We start from the raw sequence: 18,953 nt of genomic DNA on the forward strand, positions 1-18,953 counted from the left end.
CGACCGGCGGCCCGCCGAGGGCCCCGCACCGTCAACCTCGCCCGCATGCAAGGGATGTGAACGGCTCACCGAGCACCGGCCCGCACGGCGCGCCCCGGCCCACGCACGCACCCTCGCGCGGAAAACCCGCCCCGCCCCGGCAACCGACGGCGCGCCGGCGGCGACTGCGGGGTGCACCCCCACTCCACGGGGGTGCACCCCCGCCCCGTGGAGCGCGCACCCCGGCCGCGCCCCGCTCCGGAGCACGGCCCCACCCGTGCGCCCCGCCACCGACCCCCCAAGGAGTCCCTCGTGAGCCGCACCCCGAGGAGAAGCCTCGCCGTCGTCACCGCCGCGTTCCTGCTGGCCCTCGTCCCGGGCAGCGCGTCCGCCTACCCCAACCCCGGTGCCGTCAACGGCGACGTCGTCGTCCACGATCCGAGCATGGTCCGCAGCTCCACGGGCCAGTACCTCCTGTACTCCACCGGCGAGGGCCTCCAGCTCCGGACCTCGTCCGACCGCACCTCCTTCGGCCGGTCCGGCAACGCCTTCACCAGCAAGCCGGGTTGGTGGAAGAACTACTCGTCGGCGTCCGACCCGTGGGCCCCGGACATCTCGTACCACGGCGGCAAGTACCTGATGTACTACGCCGTCTCGTCCTTCGGCTCCAACACCTCGGCGATCGGCCTGGCCGGCTCCACCACCGGGCAGGCCGGAAGCTGGAGCGACTACGGGATCGTGTACACGTCGAGCGCGTCGAGCGACTACAACGCCATCGACCCCAACCTGTTCGTGGACGACGACGGGAAGTGGTGGCTGTCCTTCGGCTCCTGGTGGACCGGGATCAAGATGATCCGGATCGACCCGTCGACGGGCAAGCAGTACGCCGGGGACACCGCACGCCGCTCCCTCGCCTCCCGGCCCACCGGGACCAAGGCCGTCGAAGCCCCCACGATCGTGAAGCGGGGCGGCTTCTACTACCTCTTCGCCTCGTACGACACCTGCTGCGCCGGCACCGCCTCCACGTACAAGATCAAGGTGGGCAGGGCGACCAGCGTGACGGGGCCCTACAAGGACCGCGGCGGCGTCTCGCTGCTGTCCAACGGCGGGACGCCCGTTCTGGAGTCGCACGGCCGCTACATCGGCCCCGGCGGCCAGTCGGTCCTGTCCGACGTGGACGGCGATCTGCTCGTCTACCACTACTACGACGGCCAGGACAACGGCGCCCCGAAGCTCGGCGTCAACCTGCTGAACTGGAGCAGCGGTTGGCCGGTGGCCCGCTGACGCACCGGCGGGGCACGTCGCTTCGACCGCGTTAACGTCGCGTTGCGCCCTGTGGCGGCGCATGGCCGCGCGGCCAACAAAGTGGCACGCTCATGACATCTCCTCGGGAGTGCTTGCCCCGCCGGAACGCCCCCCGTCATCGTCGTTCGCGGCGGACGGAATCCCGTGCGCCGCAGCCATCGGCGCGCCGGATCCGGCGCGCCGCTGTTCGAGGAGATCCCCTGATGACAGCAGCGCGCAACACCGGGCGGCACATCGCCGCCGCGATCGCCACCGCGACCACCGTGGCCTTGGCCGTCGGAGCGGGTGCCGCCTTACCCGCCCAGGCGGCGCAGCCCGAGGGCAGAGTCCTGCACGCCGGGTCGGCCGAGGCGGTGCCCGGCAGCTACATCGTCACGCTGAAGCCCTCCGCGGGCCTCAAGGCGAGCGCGGGCGCCGGCCGGGAGCTGATAGCCGGTTACGGCGGACGCATCAGTCGCACCTACACCTCGGCCCTCAACGGCTATGCGGCCTCCCTCAGCGACACGCAGGCCCGGCGGCTCGCCGCCGACCCCGCCGTCGCCTCGGTCGAACAGGACCAGAAGGTGCACTCGACCGCCACCCAGAGCAACGCGCCCTGGGGCCTGGACCGCATCGACCAGACCAACCTCCCGCTCAGCGGCACGTACACCTACCCGGACTCGGGCGGCGGCTCCACCACCGTCTACGTCCTCGACACCGGCGTGCGCATCACCCACCAGGAGATCAGCGGCCGGGCGTCCTACGGCTACGACTTCGTCGACAACGACGCCGTCGCCCAGGACGGCGCGGGTCACGGCACGCACGTCGCCACCACCGTCGCCGGGTCCACCTACGGCGTGGCTAAGAAGGCGAAGATCGTCGCCGTGCGGGTGCTCGGGAACGACGGATCCGGCACCACGGCCGGGGTGATCGCCGGGGTCGACTGGATCACCGCCAACCACGTCGCCTCCTCCGTCGCCAACGTGTCGCTCGGCGGCGGCGCCAGCACCGCCCTGGACGACGCCGTGCGGCGGTCGATCGCCTCCGGGGTCACCTACTCCATCGCGGCCGGCAACGCGGGGGCCCTCGCCTCCTCCTACTCGCCCGCACGGGTCGCCACCGCCCTCACCGTGGGAGCCACCACCAGGACGGACGCGCGGGCCACCTACTCCAACTACGGCCCGACGGTGGACCTCTTCGCCCCGGGTTCCGCCATCACGGCGGGCTGGAACACCTCCGACATCGCCACCTACACGGGCAACGGCACTTCCTTCGCCGCCCCGCACGTCTCGGGGGCCGCCGCGGTCTACCTCACCAACCACCCCGGCGCGAGCCCGGCCTCCGTCGCCACCGCGCTCGTGAACGGGGCGACCTCCGGCGTCCTCACGGGCATCGGTTCGGGCTCCCCGAACAAGCTCCTCAAGCTCGTCCCGTGACGGCACGACGGCACAGTGCCTGACCGCGTCGGAACCTGACGCGCCGACGGCCTGACGGCCGGGGCGCCCCCGGAAACACCGGGGACGCCCCGGGAAGGACCGGGGGACGCGTAGGGGCAACCGCCCGTACGCGTCCTTCGCCGCACCGCGACCACCGTCCCCGCCGGCCCACGCGGCGCCCGGTGTCTTCGGCACCCGGAGTGCACCCGAGCCCGTGCACCCCGGGCCCGTGCACCCCGAGCCCGTGCACCCCGGGCCCGTGCCCCTGGGCCGTGCACCCGGGCCCTTCCACGAACGACCAGACAGCCGACGGCCGCGCCGTGGACTCCACGGGCGCCGACGCGGTCGAAGACGGCGATCCGGCCGTTCCGCGCCCGCACCACACCGGCGTCCCGACGTGTCACCGCGGGCATCAGGGGCGTCGGGGGCAAAGCTGGGGACATGACGACTTCTCTCGGCTCCCTCGTCCTCGGCACGCCCGATCCTCCGGCACTGGCCTCCTTCTACCGGGAACTCCTCGGCTGGCAGGTGGTGGAGAGCGACCCGGAGTGGGTGCGCCTGCGGTCCCCCGAGCAGGAGCGTCCCGGTCTCAGCTTCCAACGGGAGGCGGACCACATGCCTCCCGTCTGGCCGCAGCGCCCCGGCGCCCAGCAGATGCAGGCCCACCTGGACGTGGAGGTGGACGACCTCGCGGCGGAGACCGAGCGGGCCTGCGGGCTCGGCGCGACGCTGGAGCGGCACCAGCCCCAGGAGGACGTACGCGTCCTGCGTGATCCCCACGGCCATCTCTTCTGCCTGTACCTCCCGGGCGCCTGAGCACGGCGGGCGGGGCCGACGCGGGCAGAGACGGGCCGGGGGGCCGGCTGCCGGTCCCCTCGGCGCGCTCCCCCCTCGGCCCGCCCGCATACCGTGTCCCCATGCCACACCTTTCCGACGAGCGTCGTGACCACTTCATGCGGGCGGCGATCGGCTGTTTCGCACACTCCGGTTACCGCCGCACCTCGATGGACTCGATCGCCCGCGCGGCCGCGGTTTCGCGGCCCGCCCTGTACCAGTACTTCCGCAACAAGGAAGAGGTCTTCCGGGCGGCGGCCGAGTGGGGGCTGAACCGCGTCGCGGCGCGGGCGGAGAGCGCCGCCGCGGCTCCCGGAAGCACGCCTGAGCGACTGCGGGCCGTACTGCTGCTGGTGCTGCACATGCACCGGACCCGCGACGGCCACGGCCGGCCCGGCGGGGAGTTCTACGCGGAACTGGTGGACGAGACGTACGCGCGCGCCCACGACGTGTGGCAGGCCTTCGAGACCCGCCTCCTGACGAGCCTCGCCGCGGTCCTCGCCCGGCACCCCGACGAACTGGGCCCCGCCGAGGCCGACATGACGGCGGAGGATGTCGCCCTGGTCCTGCTCTACGGCACGAAGGGCCTGGCCCTGCACGTGAACGACGCCGCCCTGGCCACCCGCGGACTGGGCCAGTTGGTGGACCTCACCGTGCGCGGCCTCGCCCCCCGGGACGCCTGACGACCGCTCCGGCACACGCGGTGACCGGGGCGACGGGGGCAGGTCCCGGCACACCGCACCTCAACGCGTCGCCGGGGCAGGCGGTTTCACCACCTCCCGCTCCACGCCTCTCTCCTCCCGCCCCTCGCCTTTCTCACGTCCGGCCGGGGTCGTCCTGACATAATTCCTCTATAGTGTCAGCAGGCGAGAGGAGCCCTCATGACGAACGCCGCGGAAGCCCGCGACCGCATCGCCGAGATCCGTCGCGACGGCGGCAGGACGACTCTCGACGAACTGGACGCTCTCTGGGCCGCCCTGCGGACCGTGCGCCCGCAGGAGATCCTCGGGCCGTGGCGCGGCAGCGAGTTCGTCTCGGGCCATCGCTTCGAGGGCGAGCTGCGCAAGGCCCGGTGGTACGGCAAGACCTTCCACTCCGTGACGGACGCCAAGCCCCTGATCTGCCGCGGCGACGACGGCGAGCTGTACTCGAACGTGGCCATGGGCAAGGGCGAGGCCAGCCTCTGGACGGTCGAATTCCGCGGCGAGCCGACGGCCACGATGGTCTACGACGGCCGGCCCGTGCTCGACCACTTCAAGCGGATCGACGACTCGACCCTGCTCGGCGTCATGAACGGCAAGGGCGTCCTGGACGAAGGCCGGCACTACTACTTCCTGCTCGACCGCGACTGACCACGGCCGGCCAGGACCGTCCGGCACCGACCCGACCTGGCACCGACCACGGCTGATGCGCCCCGCCGGAACCGTCTTCCCGCGCCGCGCGGCACCCGCCCGCCAGCCGCCTGCGCACGCGACCGGTGGCCCGATCCGCCCCACCATTCCCGGCCCCCGGCGTGCGAACGCCGCCGAGGGCCGCCCGCCGAGGACCGGGCGACACCGCCGTCGCCGAATCGAGGACCCAGCATGCGCATACGGGCAGCACTCTCGGAGACCGCGGACGGTCCGTTCACCGTCCGCGACCTCGATCTCGACCCACCCCGCGCCGACGAGATCCTGGTGCGGATCACCGCGGCGGGCATCTGCCACACCGACCTGAGCATGCGCCGCACCTGGCCGCCCACGCGATTCCCGATGGTCTTCGGTCACGAGGGCGCCGGTGTCGTGGAGGCCGTGGGCGCCGACGTGACCACGGTGGCCCCCGGCGACAGCGTCTGCCTCAGCTACCGCAGCTGCGGGGCGTGCGAGCAGTGCGCCGCCGGCCACCCCGCGTACTGCCGCGATTCCCGCCTCAACACCTCGGGCGGACGCGCGGACGGCTCGACCGCGCTCTCCCTGGACGGCGCCCCGGTACACGGCGACTTCTTCGGCCAGTCCAGCTTCGCCACGTACGCCCTCGCCCACGAACGCAACACGGTGAAGGTCCCGTCCGACCTGGACCCCGTCATCGTCGCGCCCCTCGGTTGCAGCGTGCAGACCGGGGCCGGGACGGTGCTCAACGTGCTCGAACCCGAGCCGGGCAGCACGGTGACGGTCTTCGGGGCCGGCGGCGTCGGCCTCACCGCCGTGATGGCGGCCGTCGCGAGCGGCTGCCGTGTCGTCGCCGTGGATCCGGTGCCCGCCCGCCGCGCGCTCGCTGAGGAACTCGGCGCCGCCGCCACCGTCGACCCGACGGACGGCTCCGACACGGCGGCCGCGGTACGCCGGTCCACCGCAGGCGGCTCCCCGTACGCGATCGACACCACCGGCCGGCCCCGGGTGATCACCCAGGCCATCGAATCCCTGCGTCGGCAGGGGCAGTTGGCGCTGGTGGGCATGGGCGGAAAGGCGGAGTTCGACATCATGACCGTGATGGCCAAGGGCCTGCGTCTGCGCGGCGTCATCGAGGGCGACGCCGACCCCGCCGTGTTCGTGCCCCGGCTGGTCGAGCTGTACCGGGCGGGTCGGCTGCCGCTGAACCGGCTCATCACCCGGTTCCCGTTCGCGGCCATCGAGGACGCCGCCCAGTCGGCCGCGTCCGGCAAGACAATCAAGCCGGTTCTCACCTTCGGCTGACCGCCCCGGCCGTCGGGCCTGTGGACCAAGGACCCCGCCCGGCCGCGCCGGACCGAGCCCCCGGCCCGGCGCGGTCCGTTCCGCCGGACCGGACGGGCCTGCCGAACCGGACCGGCCGTTCACTCCGCCGCCGCGGACTTCACCGCCCGGGCGACCTGTGCGCGCAGTGCGGCGAACTCCCGCGACCCGCGCAGTTCGTCGCCGCCCACACCGGTGCGCGGGAGCGTGATCGGCAGGTCCAGGGCGACCCTGCCGGGGTGCCGGGTCAGCACCACGATGCGAGAACCGAGGAACACCGCCTCGTCGGCCGAGTGGGTCACGAAGACGGTGGTCCGGCCGGTCTGCGCGGCCACCTGGCGGATGTCCTCCTGGAGGCGTTCCCGGGTCAGCGCGTCGAGCGCGGCGAACGGTTCGTCGAGCAGCAGGAGCGGGTTCTTTGCCGCCAGTGCGCGCGCGATGGCCACGCGCTGCTGCTGGCCGCCGGAGATCTCCCAGATGCGGCGGTCCCCCGCACGGTCGAGTCCCACCCGCGACAGCAATTCCGCCGCACGGGCGGACCGGCCGGCGCGCCCGGCCCCCGCGTAGCGCAGGGCCAGCTCGACGTTGCCCCGCACCGTGCGCCAGGGGAACAGCCGCGGGGTCTGGAAGACCACCCCGGCGGTGTGCCCGGGGCTCGGCCGCTCGCCCGACACCGTGACCGCGCCGGCGGTGGGCCGCTCGAAGCCTGCGATCAGGCGCAGCAGAGTGCTCTTGCCGCAGCCGGAAGCGCCCACCAGGACCAGGAACTCGCCGGCGGGCACCGTCAGGTCCACCGGCCCCACGGCGGTGACGGCCGCGTCGCCCCGGCCGTAGCGGTGGGTGACCCGGTCGATCCGGATCGCCCCACCGGTCTGCGGCGCGCTCCCGTCCGGGACGGCTGCCGCGCTCTTCAGGTCACTTGAGGACATCGGGCAGGCCCTTCAGATAGAAGGCCGCGGACACCGCGTCCGCGGTCGGAGCGGCCTCGACCTGCTTCTGCGCGGCGAGGAAGCGGCCGGTGTCGGTGACATACGCCAGCAGCTTTCCGGGGGCGCCGTCGGTGCCCAGCCAGTCGGCGGACGAGACCTCCTCCGGGGTGAGGAAAACGCCCTGGGAGAGCTGGGCACCGGCGTCCTCGGTGCTGATGCCGAGCTCCGCCGCGATGGCCTTGACCGAGCCGTCGGGGTCGGACTTGATCCGGCGAAGCGCGTCCGCCTGCACACCCCGCCAGACATCGATCGTCTTCGGGTCCCTCGCGATCAGTTCGTCCGAGACGACCGCCAGGTCCAGCGTCGGCTTGCCCGCGGTGCCGATCTCCTTGCTGCTGGTGATCTGGACCCCTGTCCGGCGGAGTTCGTCCAGGGTGGGCAGCCAGACGTAGGCGGCGTCGATGTCCCCGCGCTGCCAGGCGGCGAGGATCGCCTGAGGCTGGAGGTCGATCAGTTGCACCTCGGACGCCTCGACGCCGGCCGTGTCCAGCGCCGCGAGCAGACTGTAGTGCGAGGTGGAGGCGAAGGGGGTCGCCACCTTCTTCCCCTTGAGACCGGCCACATCGGTGATGCCGGACTCCTTGCGCGCCACCAGGGCCTCGTTCTCACCGGCCACGTCAAGGATGAAGGCGACCTTGTACGGGATCGGCGAGGCGCCGGAGATGCCGCGGGCGAAGGGGCTCGATCCGAGGGCGGCGATGTCCAGGGACTTGCCCAGGAAGGCCTGGTTGACGCTGGCGCCGGAGTCGAACTTGATCCAGGTGATCTTGTGGTCCGGCAGCGCCTTCTCCAGCAGCCTCCGGTTCTTCACGATCAGGTCGCCGCTGGGGAAGGCGAAGTAGCCGATGCGCAGGGTCTTGGCTCCCCCGGCCCCGTCGGCGTCGTCCGAGGAGCAGCCGGTGACACCGACGGAGAGTGCGGCGAGGGCTCCGGCGAGGAGGGTGCGGCGGGACGGTCCTGCGGGACGGGAGCGGGACATCGGGGTGCCTTTCTGGGGGCGGGAAGAGGGAAGACCGAACGGGGGTGTGCGCCCGGGAGAGACCGCGGGCGGATCAGGCGCGTCCGCGCCAGGGGACGGCGGCGCGTTCCAGACGCAGCAGCAGGGCGTCGATGGCGAGCCCGGAGGCGCCGATGGCGATGATGCCGACGATGACGACCGGGGTGTTGTTGTAGTTGGCGGCGTCCTTGACCATGCCGCCGATGCCGGGCAGCCCGTTGACCAACTCGGCCGCGACCAGGGAGGAGTAGGCCACTCCGACGGCCAGCCGGACCCCGGTGAACGTCTCCGGGAGGGCGGACGGCACGACGACGTCCCGGATCACGTCCCACCGGGACGCGCCGAGTGCGCGGGCGGCCTCCACCAGGCTCTGCGAGACCGCGGCGACGGCCGTGGTGGTGGACACCGCCACCGGCGGGAAGGCGGCGACGGCGAGCAGCGTGATCTTCGGTTCCTCGTCGATGCCCAGCCAGATGATGAGCAGCGAGAAGTAGGCCAGCGGGGGCAGCGTCCGCAGGAAGGTGATCCAGGGCTCGAACAGGGAGCGCACCCAGCCGACGGTTCCCATCACGAGGCCGAAGACGACGCCGAGGACGATGCCGACCCCGGCGCCGAACGCGATCCGGCGCAGGCTGATGCCCAGGTGCTCGACGAGCGTGGTGCCGTTGTATCCCCGGACCCCGTCGTGCGTGGTGGAGACGTCGACGAACGCCTTCCAGACGGTGGCGGGACGCGGCACCAGCGTCTCGCTCCAGGTCCCGGCGGCAGCCGTCAGTTGCCACAGGGCCAGGAAGAACAGCAGCGATCCCAGTGGCAGGGCAGCCCGGTGCACGAGCGTGCGCAGGCTTCGCCGCCGGGGGCGGGCTATCCGCCTTTCCTCCGACATATCGGTCTTCTCAACGGGTGACACGCTGGGTGTCGTCGACACGGATGGCCTCCACCTGGGCGCCGGAACGAACGCGTCCGGGATCAGCGGATCCGGGAAACGCGGAGCGGGCGCCGCTCAGCGGCGCCGTAAAGGGAGAAAGATCGCGGTTCGTTCGCTACCGGCGACAACAGGGAGCCGCGCGTCGGCACAGGTCGATGACCAGGCGTCGCACCAGGGGCTCGTGATTCATGGGGCCCATTTCTACAACAGCCGGGGCCCGACGCCAATACCTGTCCCATCCCCTGGAACGAATGTCTCACCCGGCCACGCCTGACGGCGCGTCACCTCTCTTGCGGGCGAGGCATCCTGAACCTGCGACGGTAGGCGCTGGGCGTCGTGTGCACCCGCCGCCGGAACGCCCGCACCAGGGTGTCCGTCGTGCCGAATCCGCACGCGGAAGCGATGCCGGCGAGCGTGGCGTCCGAGGATTCGAGCAGCCGGCGGGCCTTCTCGACCCGCGCGGATTCGATGTAGGCGTGCGGGGTGGTGCCCAGCTCGGTCTTGAAGAGCCGGGTCAGGTGCCGGTCGCTGACATGGGCGTGGGCCGCGAGGTCCGCGACGGTCAACGGCGCGTCGAGGTGCCGCATGACGTGGTGCCGGAGGTCCTCGATCCTCCGCGTCGAGGAGAGTTGCTCCAGCGGGACGCTGAACTGGCTCTGGCCGCTGGGCCGTTTGACGTACATGACGAGCTGGCGGGCGACCCGCAGCGCGATCTCCTCACCGAGGTCGTCGGCGACCAGGGCCAGGGACAGATCGAGGCAGGCGCTGATCCCCGCGCCGGTCCACACGTCGCCCTCGCGGATGAAGATGGGGTCGGCGTCCACTTCGACGGCCGGGTTCTCCTCGGCGAGCTGCCGCGCCGTCGACCAGTGCGTGGTGGCCCGCTTGCCGTCGAGCAGGCCGGCCGCGGCGAGGAGGTGCGCTCCGACGCAGACGGAGGCGACCCGGTGCGCCCGGTCCGCGAGGACCTTCACCCAGCCGACGAGCCCGGGGTCGACCACGGCGCGCACCCGTCGGTCGCCGTCCGCCTCGACCGAGCCGGGCACGATGAGCGTGTCGATGGCCCCCGTCGCCACCTGCGGGAACGTGAGGTCCGGGAGGATCCGCACCCCGGCGGCGGTGGTGACCGGTGCCATGCTCGCGGACGCCAGTACCACCCGGTAGCCGGCGGCGTCGCCTCCCTCGCGCCGCGCGAGGGAGAACACCTCGGGCGGCCCGGTGACGTCGAGCAGGTCGACCCCCTCGAACAGGACGACGACGACCAGCCTCCCCGCGTACTCCGCCACCCCTGCTCCCCTTCCCCACCGGCATGCACCGCGCGATGTCCGGATCTGCATGTTAGCCGTCATTGCCGACACCGGGCCCGGCCCGTAGCGTCGACGGTGCGCCCGGCCGCTCGCCGGGGGCCACGACACCACATCCCGCACCCGCACCGAAGGCGGTACAGCCATGCCCGGAACCACCCTGCGCGAGCTCAACGGTCTGCCCGGCGCCCCCGCGAAGCTCGCCGGTTCGACGCTGCTCCTGATCGACTTCCAGAACACCTACACCCGTGGCGTGCTGGAGCTGGAGGGATGGGAGTCCTCGCTCGACGCCGCCGCCCGCCTGCTCGCCCGGGCCCGCCGGGAAGGCACGCCGGTCGTGCACGTCGTCCACGACTCGGGCGCGGGCAGTCTCTACGACGTCCGCGCGGAGTCCGGCGCGATCCATCCCCGGCTCACCCCCGCCGACGGCGAACACGTCGTCGTCAAGGAGGCCCCGGACGCGTTCGTCGGCACCGACCTCGCTTCCCGGATCCCCGAGGGGCAGGACGTCGTCATCGCCGGCTGGATGACGCACATGTGCGTGACGTTCACCGCGCAGGGCGCCTTCCTGCGCGGCAACCGTCCCACCGTCGTCGCCGAGGCCACGGCCACCCGCGCCGTTCCCGCGCTCGGCGCCGACGTCGAGGCGCACCACCTCCACCGCGGCGCCCTGGCGACCATCGCCGACCTCTACGGGGTCGTCGTCGCCACCGCCGAGGACCTCGGCTGAGGCCGGGCGGGGCGGTCGCTGCTCCTTCGGCGGAGGTTCGCCGGGTGCCCGCGTCCTGTTCCGTGCGTGCACCCCTCGATGCTCTCCCTGCCCCGTTCCGTCGCTCCGGACGCTGCTCCGGAACGCGTCCGGCGTCCGCCCTATGATGTGAGATCCCTCGTCGCGCGCCGCCGGACCTCCGCCCCTCGTGGACCGCGGTCGGCACCCGTGACCTGGGAAGACCCCCGCCCCGCGCCTCCGGAAAGGCACCCGATGACCCAGCCCAGCCCCTCCCCCGTCGTACGTGACGTGGCCGACCGGCACCGTTACGAGATCCTCGTCGACGGCGTCCGCGCCGGGCTCACCGCCTACCGCGACCGCGACGCGCAGCGGGTGTTCTTCCACACCGAGGTCGACGACGCGTTCGCGGGCCAGGGGCTGGCCGGTGTCCTCGTCCAGCAGGCGCTGGAGGACGTCCGGGCCTCCGGAAAGCGGATCGTTCCGGTCTGCCCGTACGTCGCCAAGTTCCTCAAGAAGCACGAGGAGTTCGCCGACCTCACCGACCCGGTCACCCCGGAGGTCCTGGAGTGGCTGGAGACCGCCCTCGGCGGCCACTGAGCCGGCCCGCGCCCCCGGCCCGGACCGTCTCCACAGGCCCGGACCGTCTCCCTTGGCCCGGACCGTCTCCCCCGTTCCGGACCGGCCCGGACCGGCCCGGCCCTGGGCGCCGGCCGAGGAGCGGTCCCGTCGGCCCGTCAGGCCCGGCTCAGCTCGCACCAGTCGAAGGCGGCGCTGCCCCGCGTCGCGTACATGCCGATGACCCGGCCGGTGAAGCCGCCCGCGACCTCGGTGGTGAGGTAGCGGCCGTCGAGTTCGGCCAGTACCTCGAACGTGCCGTCGGCCCGCTCGTGGCCCAGCCGCAGGGTGTCCGGGCCGCCGATCCGCAGACCGCTGGGCGGCTCGGCCTCCGGGTCGGCGGGGCGTACGGTGACGGTGGGCGGCAGGACGCCGGTGGTGGTGACGTCGATCCGCAGCGTCACCGGCCCCGGCCCGACCCGCCGTTCCGCGACGGTCTGGCGCAGAGGGCCGATACGGGCGACCGCGCGCACCGTGTCGCCCTCCCGCTCCACCTGGTAGTGGTGCGCCTCGTCGAGCCGTACGGCCAGTCCGCCCCTGCCGTCCGCGCCGGTGTCGATCCGGGTGCGGGCGGAGCAGTCGGCGTCCTGCTGGCGCCGTCCGACGAACACCCCGCCGGGCCGGTCGAGGCCCTCCGCGCGGGCGTGCAGCACCAGGTGTCCGGGGAGTTCGCCGGGGCGCACCGCCGCCGGGTCCATCCGGCGCGGTGACACCCAGCACGGGGCGAGTTCCGGCGCGTCGAAGTCGTCGCGCGTCGGCTCTTCGGGCCACGGATGAGGGGTCAACGCCGGTGCCTCGCAGCTGAGTTCGGGGCTTTCCGGCAGTGGCCAGCCGTCCTCCCACCGCACCGGCACGAGGAAGGTCTCCCGGCCCATTCCGTGGAACTCGGGTGTGTCGCCGCGCGGGCGGGTCCCCAGCAGCACCATCCACCAGGTGCCGTCCCCGGCCTGCACCAGGTCGCCGTGGCCGGTGCTCTGCACGGGGTGCGACGTGCTGCGGTGGGAGAGCACCGGGTTGTCCGGATGCGGCTCGAAGGGTCCGGGCAGAGTGCGGGCGCGGGCCACCGACATGGCGTGCCCGCGCTCCGTGCCGCCCTCCGACAGCAACAGGTACCACCACTCGCCGATCCGGTACAGGTGCGGCCCCTCCGGGTACTTCAGGCCGCTGCCCGACCACATGGCCACGGGCTCACCGAGCACCCGGCCGGTCTCCGGATCGATCCGGACCGCGCGGATGCCGCCGTGGGAGAAGACGCACCAGCAGTCGCCCCGCTCGTCCCAGACGAGGTCGGGGTCGATGCCCGGGAGGTCGACGGGAACGGGGTCGGACCAGGGTCCGGCCGGGTCCTCCGCCGTCACCAGGACGTTGCCCGGTCCGCCGACGACGGTCGTGATCATCCAGAACCGGCCGTCGTGGTACCGCAGCGTCGGCGCGTAGACCCCGCAGGAGGACGGCACCTCGTCGGCCAGCTCCAACTGGTCGGGGCGGCCGAGGGCGTGGCCGATCAGCCGCCAGTGCACGAGGTCACGGCTGTGCCGGACCGGCACGCCGGGCACGTACTCGAAGCTCGACGTCGCCAGGTAGTAGTCGTCGCCGGCCCGGCAGATGCTGGGATCGGGGCTGAAGCCGGGTATCACGGGGTTCTCGAACAGCGTCATGCGCGTCCTCCGGAGGGTCCTGGGCGGTGGGGGCGGGGGTCGGTCACGGTGCGACCGCACCCACGTCGTTGAAGCGCTTCGAACGTCGCATCCGCCGGATACGGTGTCAATGGTGGTGTCAACGGCCCGTCAAAGACCGCTTCGGGAACCCCTACCGTCGAAGCGCATCGACGACATCGGCACGCCCTGGACCGAACAGAAACGGACGCGAGCACTCCGACCGAAGGACGCCCACACGGGTTCGCGGGCCCTCTGGCCGGTAGGGACCTGTACACGTCTCCCACCTGGCGCTACCTTCGGTAACTCCGCGCCGGCCCGACACCGCCGTGGGCCGCCGACCGGAACCTGACGTCTCGTCTCTCCTGCTCCAGGAGGTTCCATGCCACCCCCCGCCGTACTCCGACCGCACCGCCGCCCCTCCCACCGGATCCGCGCCACCGGCCTCACTATCGCCGCCGCCCTCGGGGCGCTGCTCCTCGGCACGGTCCCCTCCCCCGCCCACGCCGCGCCCGCGCGGACGACCGGATCCGCCGACGCCACGGACGTCGCCGACGGGGAGTATCTCGTGGGTCGCGGCATCGCCGACGTCACGGGCGAGGCGGCCGAGACCGGGATGATGGGGTACTCCAGCTTCGACCAGAAGACCTCCGGCATCCATCAGCGCCAGCGCTCGCGCGCCTTCGTCGTCGTGGACCGGGCGAACGGCCGCCGCGTGGCGTACGTGAACGCGGACCTCGGGATGATCTTCCAGTCGGTGCGGCAGGGCGTGCTGACCCGTCTGCGCGACCGGTACGGCAGCCTCTACGACGAAGCGAACGTGCTGCTGTCCGCCACCCACACCCACTCCGGGCCGGGCGGCTTCTCCCACCACGTGGCGTACAACCTCTCCGTGCTCGGCTTCCAGAGCGCCACCTACCGGGCGATCGTCGACGGCATCGTGGAGTCGGTGGTGGAGGCGCACGAGGACCTGCGGCCCGGCAGCGTCGAGCTGGGCACCGGCACCCTCACCGACGCCAGCGTCAATCGCTCACGGACCGCCTTCGACCGCAATCCGGCGGCCGACCGGGCGGCGTTCCCCGGCGCGATCGACCCGGCCATGACGGTGCTGCGGTTCGGCCAGGGCGACCGGGACGCGGGCGCCATCAGCTGGTTCGCCACCCACAACACCTCGATCACCAACCGGAACACCCTCATCAGCCCCGACAACAAGGGGTATGCGGCCTACGCCTGGGAGCACGACCTGGAGGGCGTGCGGTACCTGGACGACACACCGGGGTTCGTCGCCGCCTTCCCCAACACCAACGCGGGCGACATGTCCCCCAACCTCAACCTGAAGCCGGGATCGGGTCCGACCGAGGACGAGTTCGAGAACGCGCGGACCATCGGCCTGCGTCAGCTCGACAAGGCGCGGGAGGTCTACCGCGCGACGGAGCCGACCGGCGGCGGCGTCGACTCCCGGCTGGCGTACGTGGACATGGAGGACGTGGCGGTGTCCGGCGCGTACACCCCGGACGGCGCACCGCACCGCACCTGTCCGGCCGTGGTCGGCGCCTCCACCCTGGCGGGCAGTGTGGAGGACGGCCCGGCGATCCCCGGTTTCGAGGAGGGCACCCGCACCCCGGTCGCCGGGATCATCGACGCCCTGCGCGTGGAGACACCGGCCTGGCTCGCGGCCTGCCAGTATCCGAAGGCGAGCCTGATCCCCACGGGTCTGCTGAGCAACGTGCTGCCGGTCACCCCGAAGATCCTCCCGCTGCAGATCGTCAGGATCGGGGAGCTGCATCTGGTCGCGGGTCCGGGCGAGTTCACCATCACGGCCGGTCTGCGCATCCGCCGCACGGTCGCGCAGCAACTCGGTGTCCCGCTCGGCCACGTGCTCCTCCAGGGGTACGCCAACTCCTACAGCCAGTACGTCACCACGCCGGAGGAGTACGACGCCCAGCAGTACGAGGGCGGCTCCACCCTCTACGGCCGGTACACGCTGCCCGCCTACCAGCAGGAGTTCGCCAGGGTGGCCGCCTCGCTCCGGGCGGGCACCGCGCTGGACCGGGGCCCGGTCCCGCCCGACAAGTCGGGCCGGCAGTTCACCTTCCAGACCGGCGTGGTCCACGACAGCCCGCCGGCGGCCAAGGCCTTCGGCGCCGTGCTCACCCCGCCGGCCGCCTCGTACCCGCGCGGCGGGACGGTCACCGTGGAGTTCGCGACGGGCCACCCCAAGAACGACGTGCGGCGGGGCGGGACGTTCCTGGAGGTGCAGCGGCTCGTCGGCGGCGCCTGGGTGCGGGAGCTGGACGACGGCGACTGGGCGACGGCGTACCGCTGGACCCGCCTCAACGGCGTGACCGGCACCTCCAAGGCGACCATCACCTGGACCACCGGCCCGGACACCCCCGCCGGGACCTACCGGATCGTGCACCACGGCGACGCGAAGAACCTGTTCGGGAAGACCGCCCCGTTCACCGGGACCTCTCCGGTGTTCACCGTGTCCTGACGAAGCGGGGGACGTCCGGCGGTGCGCGTTCCCGCGCCGCCGGACGTCCCCCGGCCGGGCGGTCAGCCCGCCGGCACCGTGTCCTCGAAGACGGTTCCCGCAGCGCGGTAGGCGGCGATCTCGGCGGTGACCTGGGCCGGGGTCAGCACCTGGTCCTTGACGTGCAGCACCCAGTCGACCTTCTGGTCATAGGCGCGCGGGGCGGTGCTGGTCTGGCCGGCGAGGTCGATCAGCCACTGGTTGAAGTTGATCGACATCGGCCGCTCGGGGAGGTAGCGGGCGTCGTGGCGGCCGAACTCCTGCCCGTCGACGTAGTAGACGATGCTGCTGCCGTCGATGGTGAGGACCAGGTCGTGCCATCCGGCGTGACCGGTACGGGACTCGGAGTGCTGGTTGACGGCCTCCCACGGGTCGGGGCGGTAGGTCTCCCAGGAGGTCGTGTAGAGGATGTTGGCGGGCTCGCCCCAGCCTCCGTTGGGCAGGTACTCGAAGTCGTACTCGGCGTAGTCGTCGGCCATCGGGGCCTTGAGGTCGTTGATGGTGAAGAAGGTCTGGACGAGGCGGTCCCCGTCGGGACCGGACTTCGGGGCGTCGGCGAACCGCACCCGTGCCGCGTACGTGCCGTTGCGGAACTTGGTGGCCTTGGTGAGGACTTCGGCCTGCTCGGTGGTGGCGGCGGTGCCGGCGGTGGACGTCTCCAGGTTCATGATCGAGTTGGTCCCCTCCTTGGCGAAGGTGACGTTGTCGGCCGGCCAGCTCGCACCCGGCACGCCGGGGCCGCCGGCGTTGGAGCGCACGTTCCAGCCGTGCGCGCCGATGGCGGGGTCGGTGTGCGAGGTGTAGGAGAAGTCGTCGAAGAGCCGGGGCCCGGCGACGGGCGGGCCGGTCGGGCCGGTGGGATCGGTCGGGTCGGTGCCCGGGTCGTTGCCCGCGGGCGCGGTGCCCCAGACCTGGACGCCCCCGACCGTGGCGGTCACCTTGGACCAGTTGGCATAGGCGGTCTGGGCGGGGCCGAAGGAGTAGTCGTCGCTCTGGTTCAGCGCCTGCCAGTTCGACCGGTGGAAGCGCAGCTGCATGTAGCCGGTGTCCGCCCCCGCGGCGAGCGAGCCCGCACCGGCGGTGAACCCGATCTCCAGGTACCGGTCGGCCGTCGCGGTGGGGTGGGCGAGGGTGCCGAAGGTGCCGGTGAGGTTGGCGCACCCCTTGACCGCCCAGGAGCAGGCGTAGGTGTACGAGGCGCCGGCGTCCGCCTTGAAGTAGTAGCGGATCTTGACCTGGGCGAGGGGGACGGACGTGGAACCGGTGTTGACCGCCTTGAACCAGGGCTCCGCCTGGTCCGAGCCGGCCGAACTCTGCCGGTACTGCACCGTCAGGGACTCCCCGGCCGCGGTGGCGGGGACCACCGCCAGGGTGGCGCAGGCGAGGCCGGCCACCGTCGCGGCGGCCAGGGCGGCGCGGATGCGGGGGGTGCGCGCTCGTGTGCTCGGGCTGGTGCTCGTCACCTGGTGTTCCTCTCGGGAGAGTGGATCGTGGAGGGACGGCTCGGCACGCCGAGGGCGTCGAGCCGGGATCGGTGGTGGTGCAGCCGTGCCTGGAAGCCGGGCCAGTCGCGCCCGCCGGACCAGGCGGTGTCGGCGAGCGCGCAGAGCCGGGGGAACAGGAGGTATTCGGCGTGCGCGGCGGTGGTCACGTACTCGGTCCACAACTGCGCCTGGGTTCCGAGCACCCGGGCGGCGTCTTCGTCCGCCCAGTGCTCCGGGGCGGGGTCGGTGGCGTACACGGTGGGCAGGTCGACGGCCGGTCCGTCCTGGCCGGGCGGCTCCTCGGGGTGCGTGGACCGCGGGTAGTCGAGATAGGTGGACCGGTGCGGGGCCATGACCACCGAGTGGCCGTTGCGCGCCGCCGCGCGCCCGTGGTCCTCGTCGCGCCAGGCCAGCGCGGTGAAGGAGTCCGGCAGGTCGTGCCCGGTCTCCGTCCAGCCCAGCGGTCTCCGGCCGCGTGCGGTGACGTGGGCCCCGATGCGTTCCATGAACCAGCCGTGCAGCGCGCCGGGGCCGTCCAGCCCTTGCTCGGCGACCCGCCGCAGCGCGGACGGGGACCGGTGCCACTCGCCGGTGGGGCACTCGTCGCCTCCGACGTGGACGTACGGCGAGGGGAAGACGTCCATGACGTCGTCCAGGACGGTGCGGCAGAAGTCGAGGGCGTCGTCGTGGACGCCGAGGACGGTGTCGCAGACGCCCCAGCGGTCCCAGACCTCCAGGCGCCGGCCGGGGAAGTTGCCGAGGTGGGGATAGGCGGCGAGGGCGGCGCGGACGTGGCCGGGCATCTCGATCTCGGGGACGACGCTCACCCCGCGCTCGGCGGCGTACGCGACCAGGCCGGTCAGCTCCTCACGGGTGTACGCGCCGCCGTGCGGTGTCCCGCCGACCCCGGTGAGCCGGGGGTAGGCGCCGACCGGCATCCGCCAGCCCTGGTCGTCGGTGAGATGCAGGTGGAGCACGTTGAGCTTGTGCAGGGCCAGCAGGTCGGTGAAGCGCCGCAGGAACGCGGCGGGCTGGAAATGGCGGGCCACGTCGAGCATCGCCCCGCGCCAGACGAACCGCGGCACGTCGGTCATCTCCACGCAGGGGATCGTCCAGTCGCCGCCGCGCACCGGGTCCTCTCCCAGGGCCGTCGGCGGCAGCAACTGCCGCAGCGTCTGCACGCCGTGCAGCAGGCCGTCGGGCCGGGCGGCGCGGAGCAGTACGGTGTCGCCGCCGACGGTGAGCCCGTAGCCCTGCGGGCCGAGGCCGGTGAGGCCGGGGTCGAGGGCGAGCACGATCCGGCCGTCGTCCGCGAGGGGCAGCGGGAGCCCGGTCGCCGGGGCGAGCAGGGTGCGCAGCAACCGGGCGGCGGGCCGGGCGCCGTCGGTGGCACGGATCGCCGTCGTCGTGTCGAAGGTGAACCGGCCGGTGCGGACGCTGAGCCGGGAAGGGCTCGGCACGAGGCCGAGATCCGAGGGTGCCGGGGGCACGGTGT

General features: G+C 72.8%; 16 protein-coding genes. 9 read left to right on the forward strand and 7 right to left on the reverse strand.

Annotated elements, in window-relative coordinates:
* The first annotated feature begins 291 nt into the window (after positions 1 to 291).
* From Q0994_RS09095 to Q0994_RS09120, 6 genes are all read left to right on the forward strand, one after another.
* Positions 292 to 1,263 carry an arabinan endo-1,5-alpha-L-arabinosidase gene (locus Q0994_RS09095; protein ID WP_299531390.1) on the forward strand — a complete coding sequence of 324 codons (972 nt, stop codon included), beginning with the start codon at positions 292 to 294 and terminating at the stop codon, positions 1,261 to 1,263.
* 224 nt (positions 1,264 to 1,487) lie between these two features.
* A complete protein-coding gene (locus Q0994_RS09100) occupies positions 1,488 to 2,699 on the forward strand; it encodes a S8 family peptidase (RefSeq protein WP_299531393.1) in 1,212 nt (403 codons plus the stop codon).
* A gap of 441 nt (positions 2,700 to 3,140) precedes the next feature.
* On the forward strand, positions 3,141 to 3,515 hold the full coding sequence (locus tag Q0994_RS09105) for a VOC family protein (RefSeq protein ID WP_299531395.1): 375 nt from the start codon (positions 3,141 to 3,143) through the stop codon (positions 3,513 to 3,515).
* A gap of 101 nt (positions 3,516 to 3,616) precedes the next feature.
* The gene (locus Q0994_RS09110) at positions 3,617 to 4,216 is read left to right on the forward strand and encodes a TetR/AcrR family transcriptional regulator (protein WP_299531398.1); all 600 of its coding nucleotides are present in this window, start codon (positions 3,617 to 3,619) and stop codon (positions 4,214 to 4,216) included.
* A 198-nt stretch (positions 4,217 to 4,414) separates the two neighbouring features.
* Complete coding sequence (locus Q0994_RS09115; RefSeq protein ID WP_299531401.1) at positions 4,415 to 4,885, forward strand: DUF4334 domain-containing protein; 471 nt, start codon at positions 4,415 to 4,417, stop codon at positions 4,883 to 4,885.
* 231 nt (positions 4,886 to 5,116) lie between these two features.
* A complete protein-coding gene (locus Q0994_RS09120; protein WP_299531403.1) occupies positions 5,117 to 6,205 on the forward strand; it encodes an NAD(P)-dependent alcohol dehydrogenase in 1,089 nt (362 codons plus the stop codon).
* 119 nt (positions 6,206 to 6,324) lie between these two features.
* On the opposite strand, the gene Q0994_RS09125 is transcribed toward Q0994_RS09120, so the two are convergent.
* The 4 genes from Q0994_RS09125 to Q0994_RS09140 all read right to left on the reverse strand — a co-directional run bounded on the left by Q0994_RS09125 (position 6,325) and on the right by Q0994_RS09140 (position 10,423).
* A complete protein-coding gene (locus Q0994_RS09125) occupies positions 6,325 to 7,152 on the reverse strand; it encodes an ABC transporter ATP-binding protein (RefSeq protein ID WP_299531405.1) in 828 nt (275 codons plus the stop codon).
* Positions 7,139 to 8,191 carry an ABC transporter substrate-binding protein gene (locus tag Q0994_RS09130; RefSeq protein ID WP_299531406.1) on the reverse strand — a complete coding sequence of 351 codons (1,053 nt, stop codon included), beginning with the start codon at positions 8,189 to 8,191 and terminating at the stop codon, positions 7,139 to 7,141. Before Q0994_RS09130 ends, Q0994_RS09125 begins: the two co-directional genes overlap by 14 nt.
* Before the next feature lie 73 nt (positions 8,192 to 8,264).
* Positions 8,265 to 9,095 carry an ABC transporter permease gene (locus Q0994_RS09135; RefSeq protein WP_299531408.1) on the reverse strand — a complete coding sequence of 277 codons (831 nt, stop codon included), beginning with the start codon at positions 9,093 to 9,095 and terminating at the stop codon, positions 8,265 to 8,267.
* Positions 9,096 to 9,418: 323 nt separating this feature from the next.
* Positions 9,419 to 10,423 carry a GlxA family transcriptional regulator gene (locus Q0994_RS09140; protein WP_299531410.1) on the reverse strand — a complete coding sequence of 335 codons (1,005 nt, stop codon included), beginning with the start codon at positions 10,421 to 10,423 and terminating at the stop codon, positions 9,419 to 9,421.
* Between the two features lie 163 nt (positions 10,424 to 10,586).
* Here Q0994_RS09140 and Q0994_RS09145 point away from each other — a divergent pair, with 163 nt between their 5' ends.
* Together Q0994_RS09145 and Q0994_RS09150 are read left to right on the forward strand one after the other, a co-directional pair.
* On the forward strand, positions 10,587 to 11,171 hold the full coding sequence (locus Q0994_RS09145) for an isochorismatase family protein (protein WP_299531412.1): 585 nt from the start codon (positions 10,587 to 10,589) through the stop codon (positions 11,169 to 11,171).
* A 252-nt stretch (positions 11,172 to 11,423) separates the two neighbouring features.
* Complete coding sequence (locus tag Q0994_RS09150) at positions 11,424 to 11,768, forward strand: GNAT family N-acetyltransferase (RefSeq protein WP_299531415.1); 345 nt, start codon at positions 11,424 to 11,426, stop codon at positions 11,766 to 11,768.
* A 137-nt stretch (positions 11,769 to 11,905) separates the two neighbouring features.
* On the opposite strand, the gene Q0994_RS09155 is transcribed toward Q0994_RS09150, so the two are convergent.
* Entirely contained in the window at positions 11,906 to 13,444 is a 1,539-nt protein-coding gene (locus Q0994_RS09155; RefSeq protein WP_299531417.1) for a glycoside hydrolase family 43 protein, read from the reverse strand.
* Between the two features lie 379 nt (positions 13,445 to 13,823).
* On the opposite strand from Q0994_RS09155, the gene Q0994_RS09160 reads away from it, so the two are divergent.
* The gene (locus tag Q0994_RS09160) at positions 13,824 to 15,935 is read left to right on the forward strand and encodes a neutral/alkaline ceramidase (protein WP_299531419.1); all 2,112 of its coding nucleotides are present in this window, start codon (positions 13,824 to 13,826) and stop codon (positions 15,933 to 15,935) included.
* 62 nt (positions 15,936 to 15,997) lie between these two features.
* On the opposite strand, the gene Q0994_RS09165 is transcribed toward Q0994_RS09160, so the two are convergent.
* Together Q0994_RS09165 and Q0994_RS09170 are read right to left on the reverse strand one after the other, a co-directional pair.
* Complete coding sequence (locus tag Q0994_RS09165) at positions 15,998 to 17,437, reverse strand: cellulose binding domain-containing protein (RefSeq protein ID WP_299531421.1); 1,440 nt, start codon at positions 17,435 to 17,437, stop codon at positions 15,998 to 16,000.
* A complete protein-coding gene (locus tag Q0994_RS09170) occupies positions 17,434 to 18,948 on the reverse strand; it encodes a beta-N-acetylhexosaminidase (protein WP_299531422.1) in 1,515 nt (504 codons plus the stop codon). Before Q0994_RS09170 ends, Q0994_RS09165 begins: the two co-directional genes overlap by 4 nt.
* Between the last annotated feature and the right edge of the window lie 5 nt (positions 18,949 to 18,953).

It is taken from the genome of uncultured Streptomyces sp., from assembly GCF_947488945.1.
GTDB lineage: Bacteria > Actinomycetota > Actinomycetes > Streptomycetales > Streptomycetaceae > Streptomyces.

Coding starts and splice junctions, on each gene's coding strand:
- Q0994_RS09100 (WP_299531393.1), top strand. CDS start 1,488: ATGACAGCAGCGCGCAACACCGGGCGGCACATCGCCGCCGCGATCGCC.
- Q0994_RS09105 (WP_299531395.1), top strand. CDS start 3,141: ATGACGACTTCTCTCGGCTCCCTCGTCCTCGGCACGCCCGATCCTCCG.
- Q0994_RS09110 (WP_299531398.1), top strand. CDS start 3,617: ATGCCACACCTTTCCGACGAGCGTCGTGACCACTTCATGCGGGCGGCG.
- Q0994_RS09115 (WP_299531401.1), top strand. CDS start 4,415: ATGACGAACGCCGCGGAAGCCCGCGACCGCATCGCCGAGATCCGTCGC.
- Q0994_RS09120 (WP_299531403.1), top strand. CDS start 5,117: ATGCGCATACGGGCAGCACTCTCGGAGACCGCGGACGGTCCGTTCACC.
- Q0994_RS09125 (WP_299531405.1), bottom strand. CDS start 7,152: ATGTCCTCAAGTGACCTGAAGAGCGCGGCAGCCGTCCCGGACGGGAGC.
- Q0994_RS09130 (WP_299531406.1), bottom strand. CDS start 8,191: ATGTCCCGCTCCCGTCCCGCAGGACCGTCCCGCCGCACCCTCCTCGCC.
- Q0994_RS09135 (WP_299531408.1), bottom strand. CDS start 9,095: ATGTCGGAGGAAAGGCGGATAGCCCGCCCCCGGCGGCGAAGCCTGCGC.
- Q0994_RS09145 (WP_299531412.1), top strand. CDS start 10,587: ATGCCCGGAACCACCCTGCGCGAGCTCAACGGTCTGCCCGGCGCCCCC.
- Q0994_RS09150 (WP_299531415.1), top strand. CDS start 11,424: ATGACCCAGCCCAGCCCCTCCCCCGTCGTACGTGACGTGGCCGACCGG.
- Q0994_RS09155 (WP_299531417.1), bottom strand. CDS start 13,444: ATGACGCTGTTCGAGAACCCCGTGATACCCGGCTTCAGCCCCGATCCC.
- Q0994_RS09160 (WP_299531419.1), top strand. CDS start 13,824: ATGCCACCCCCCGCCGTACTCCGACCGCACCGCCGCCCCTCCCACCGG.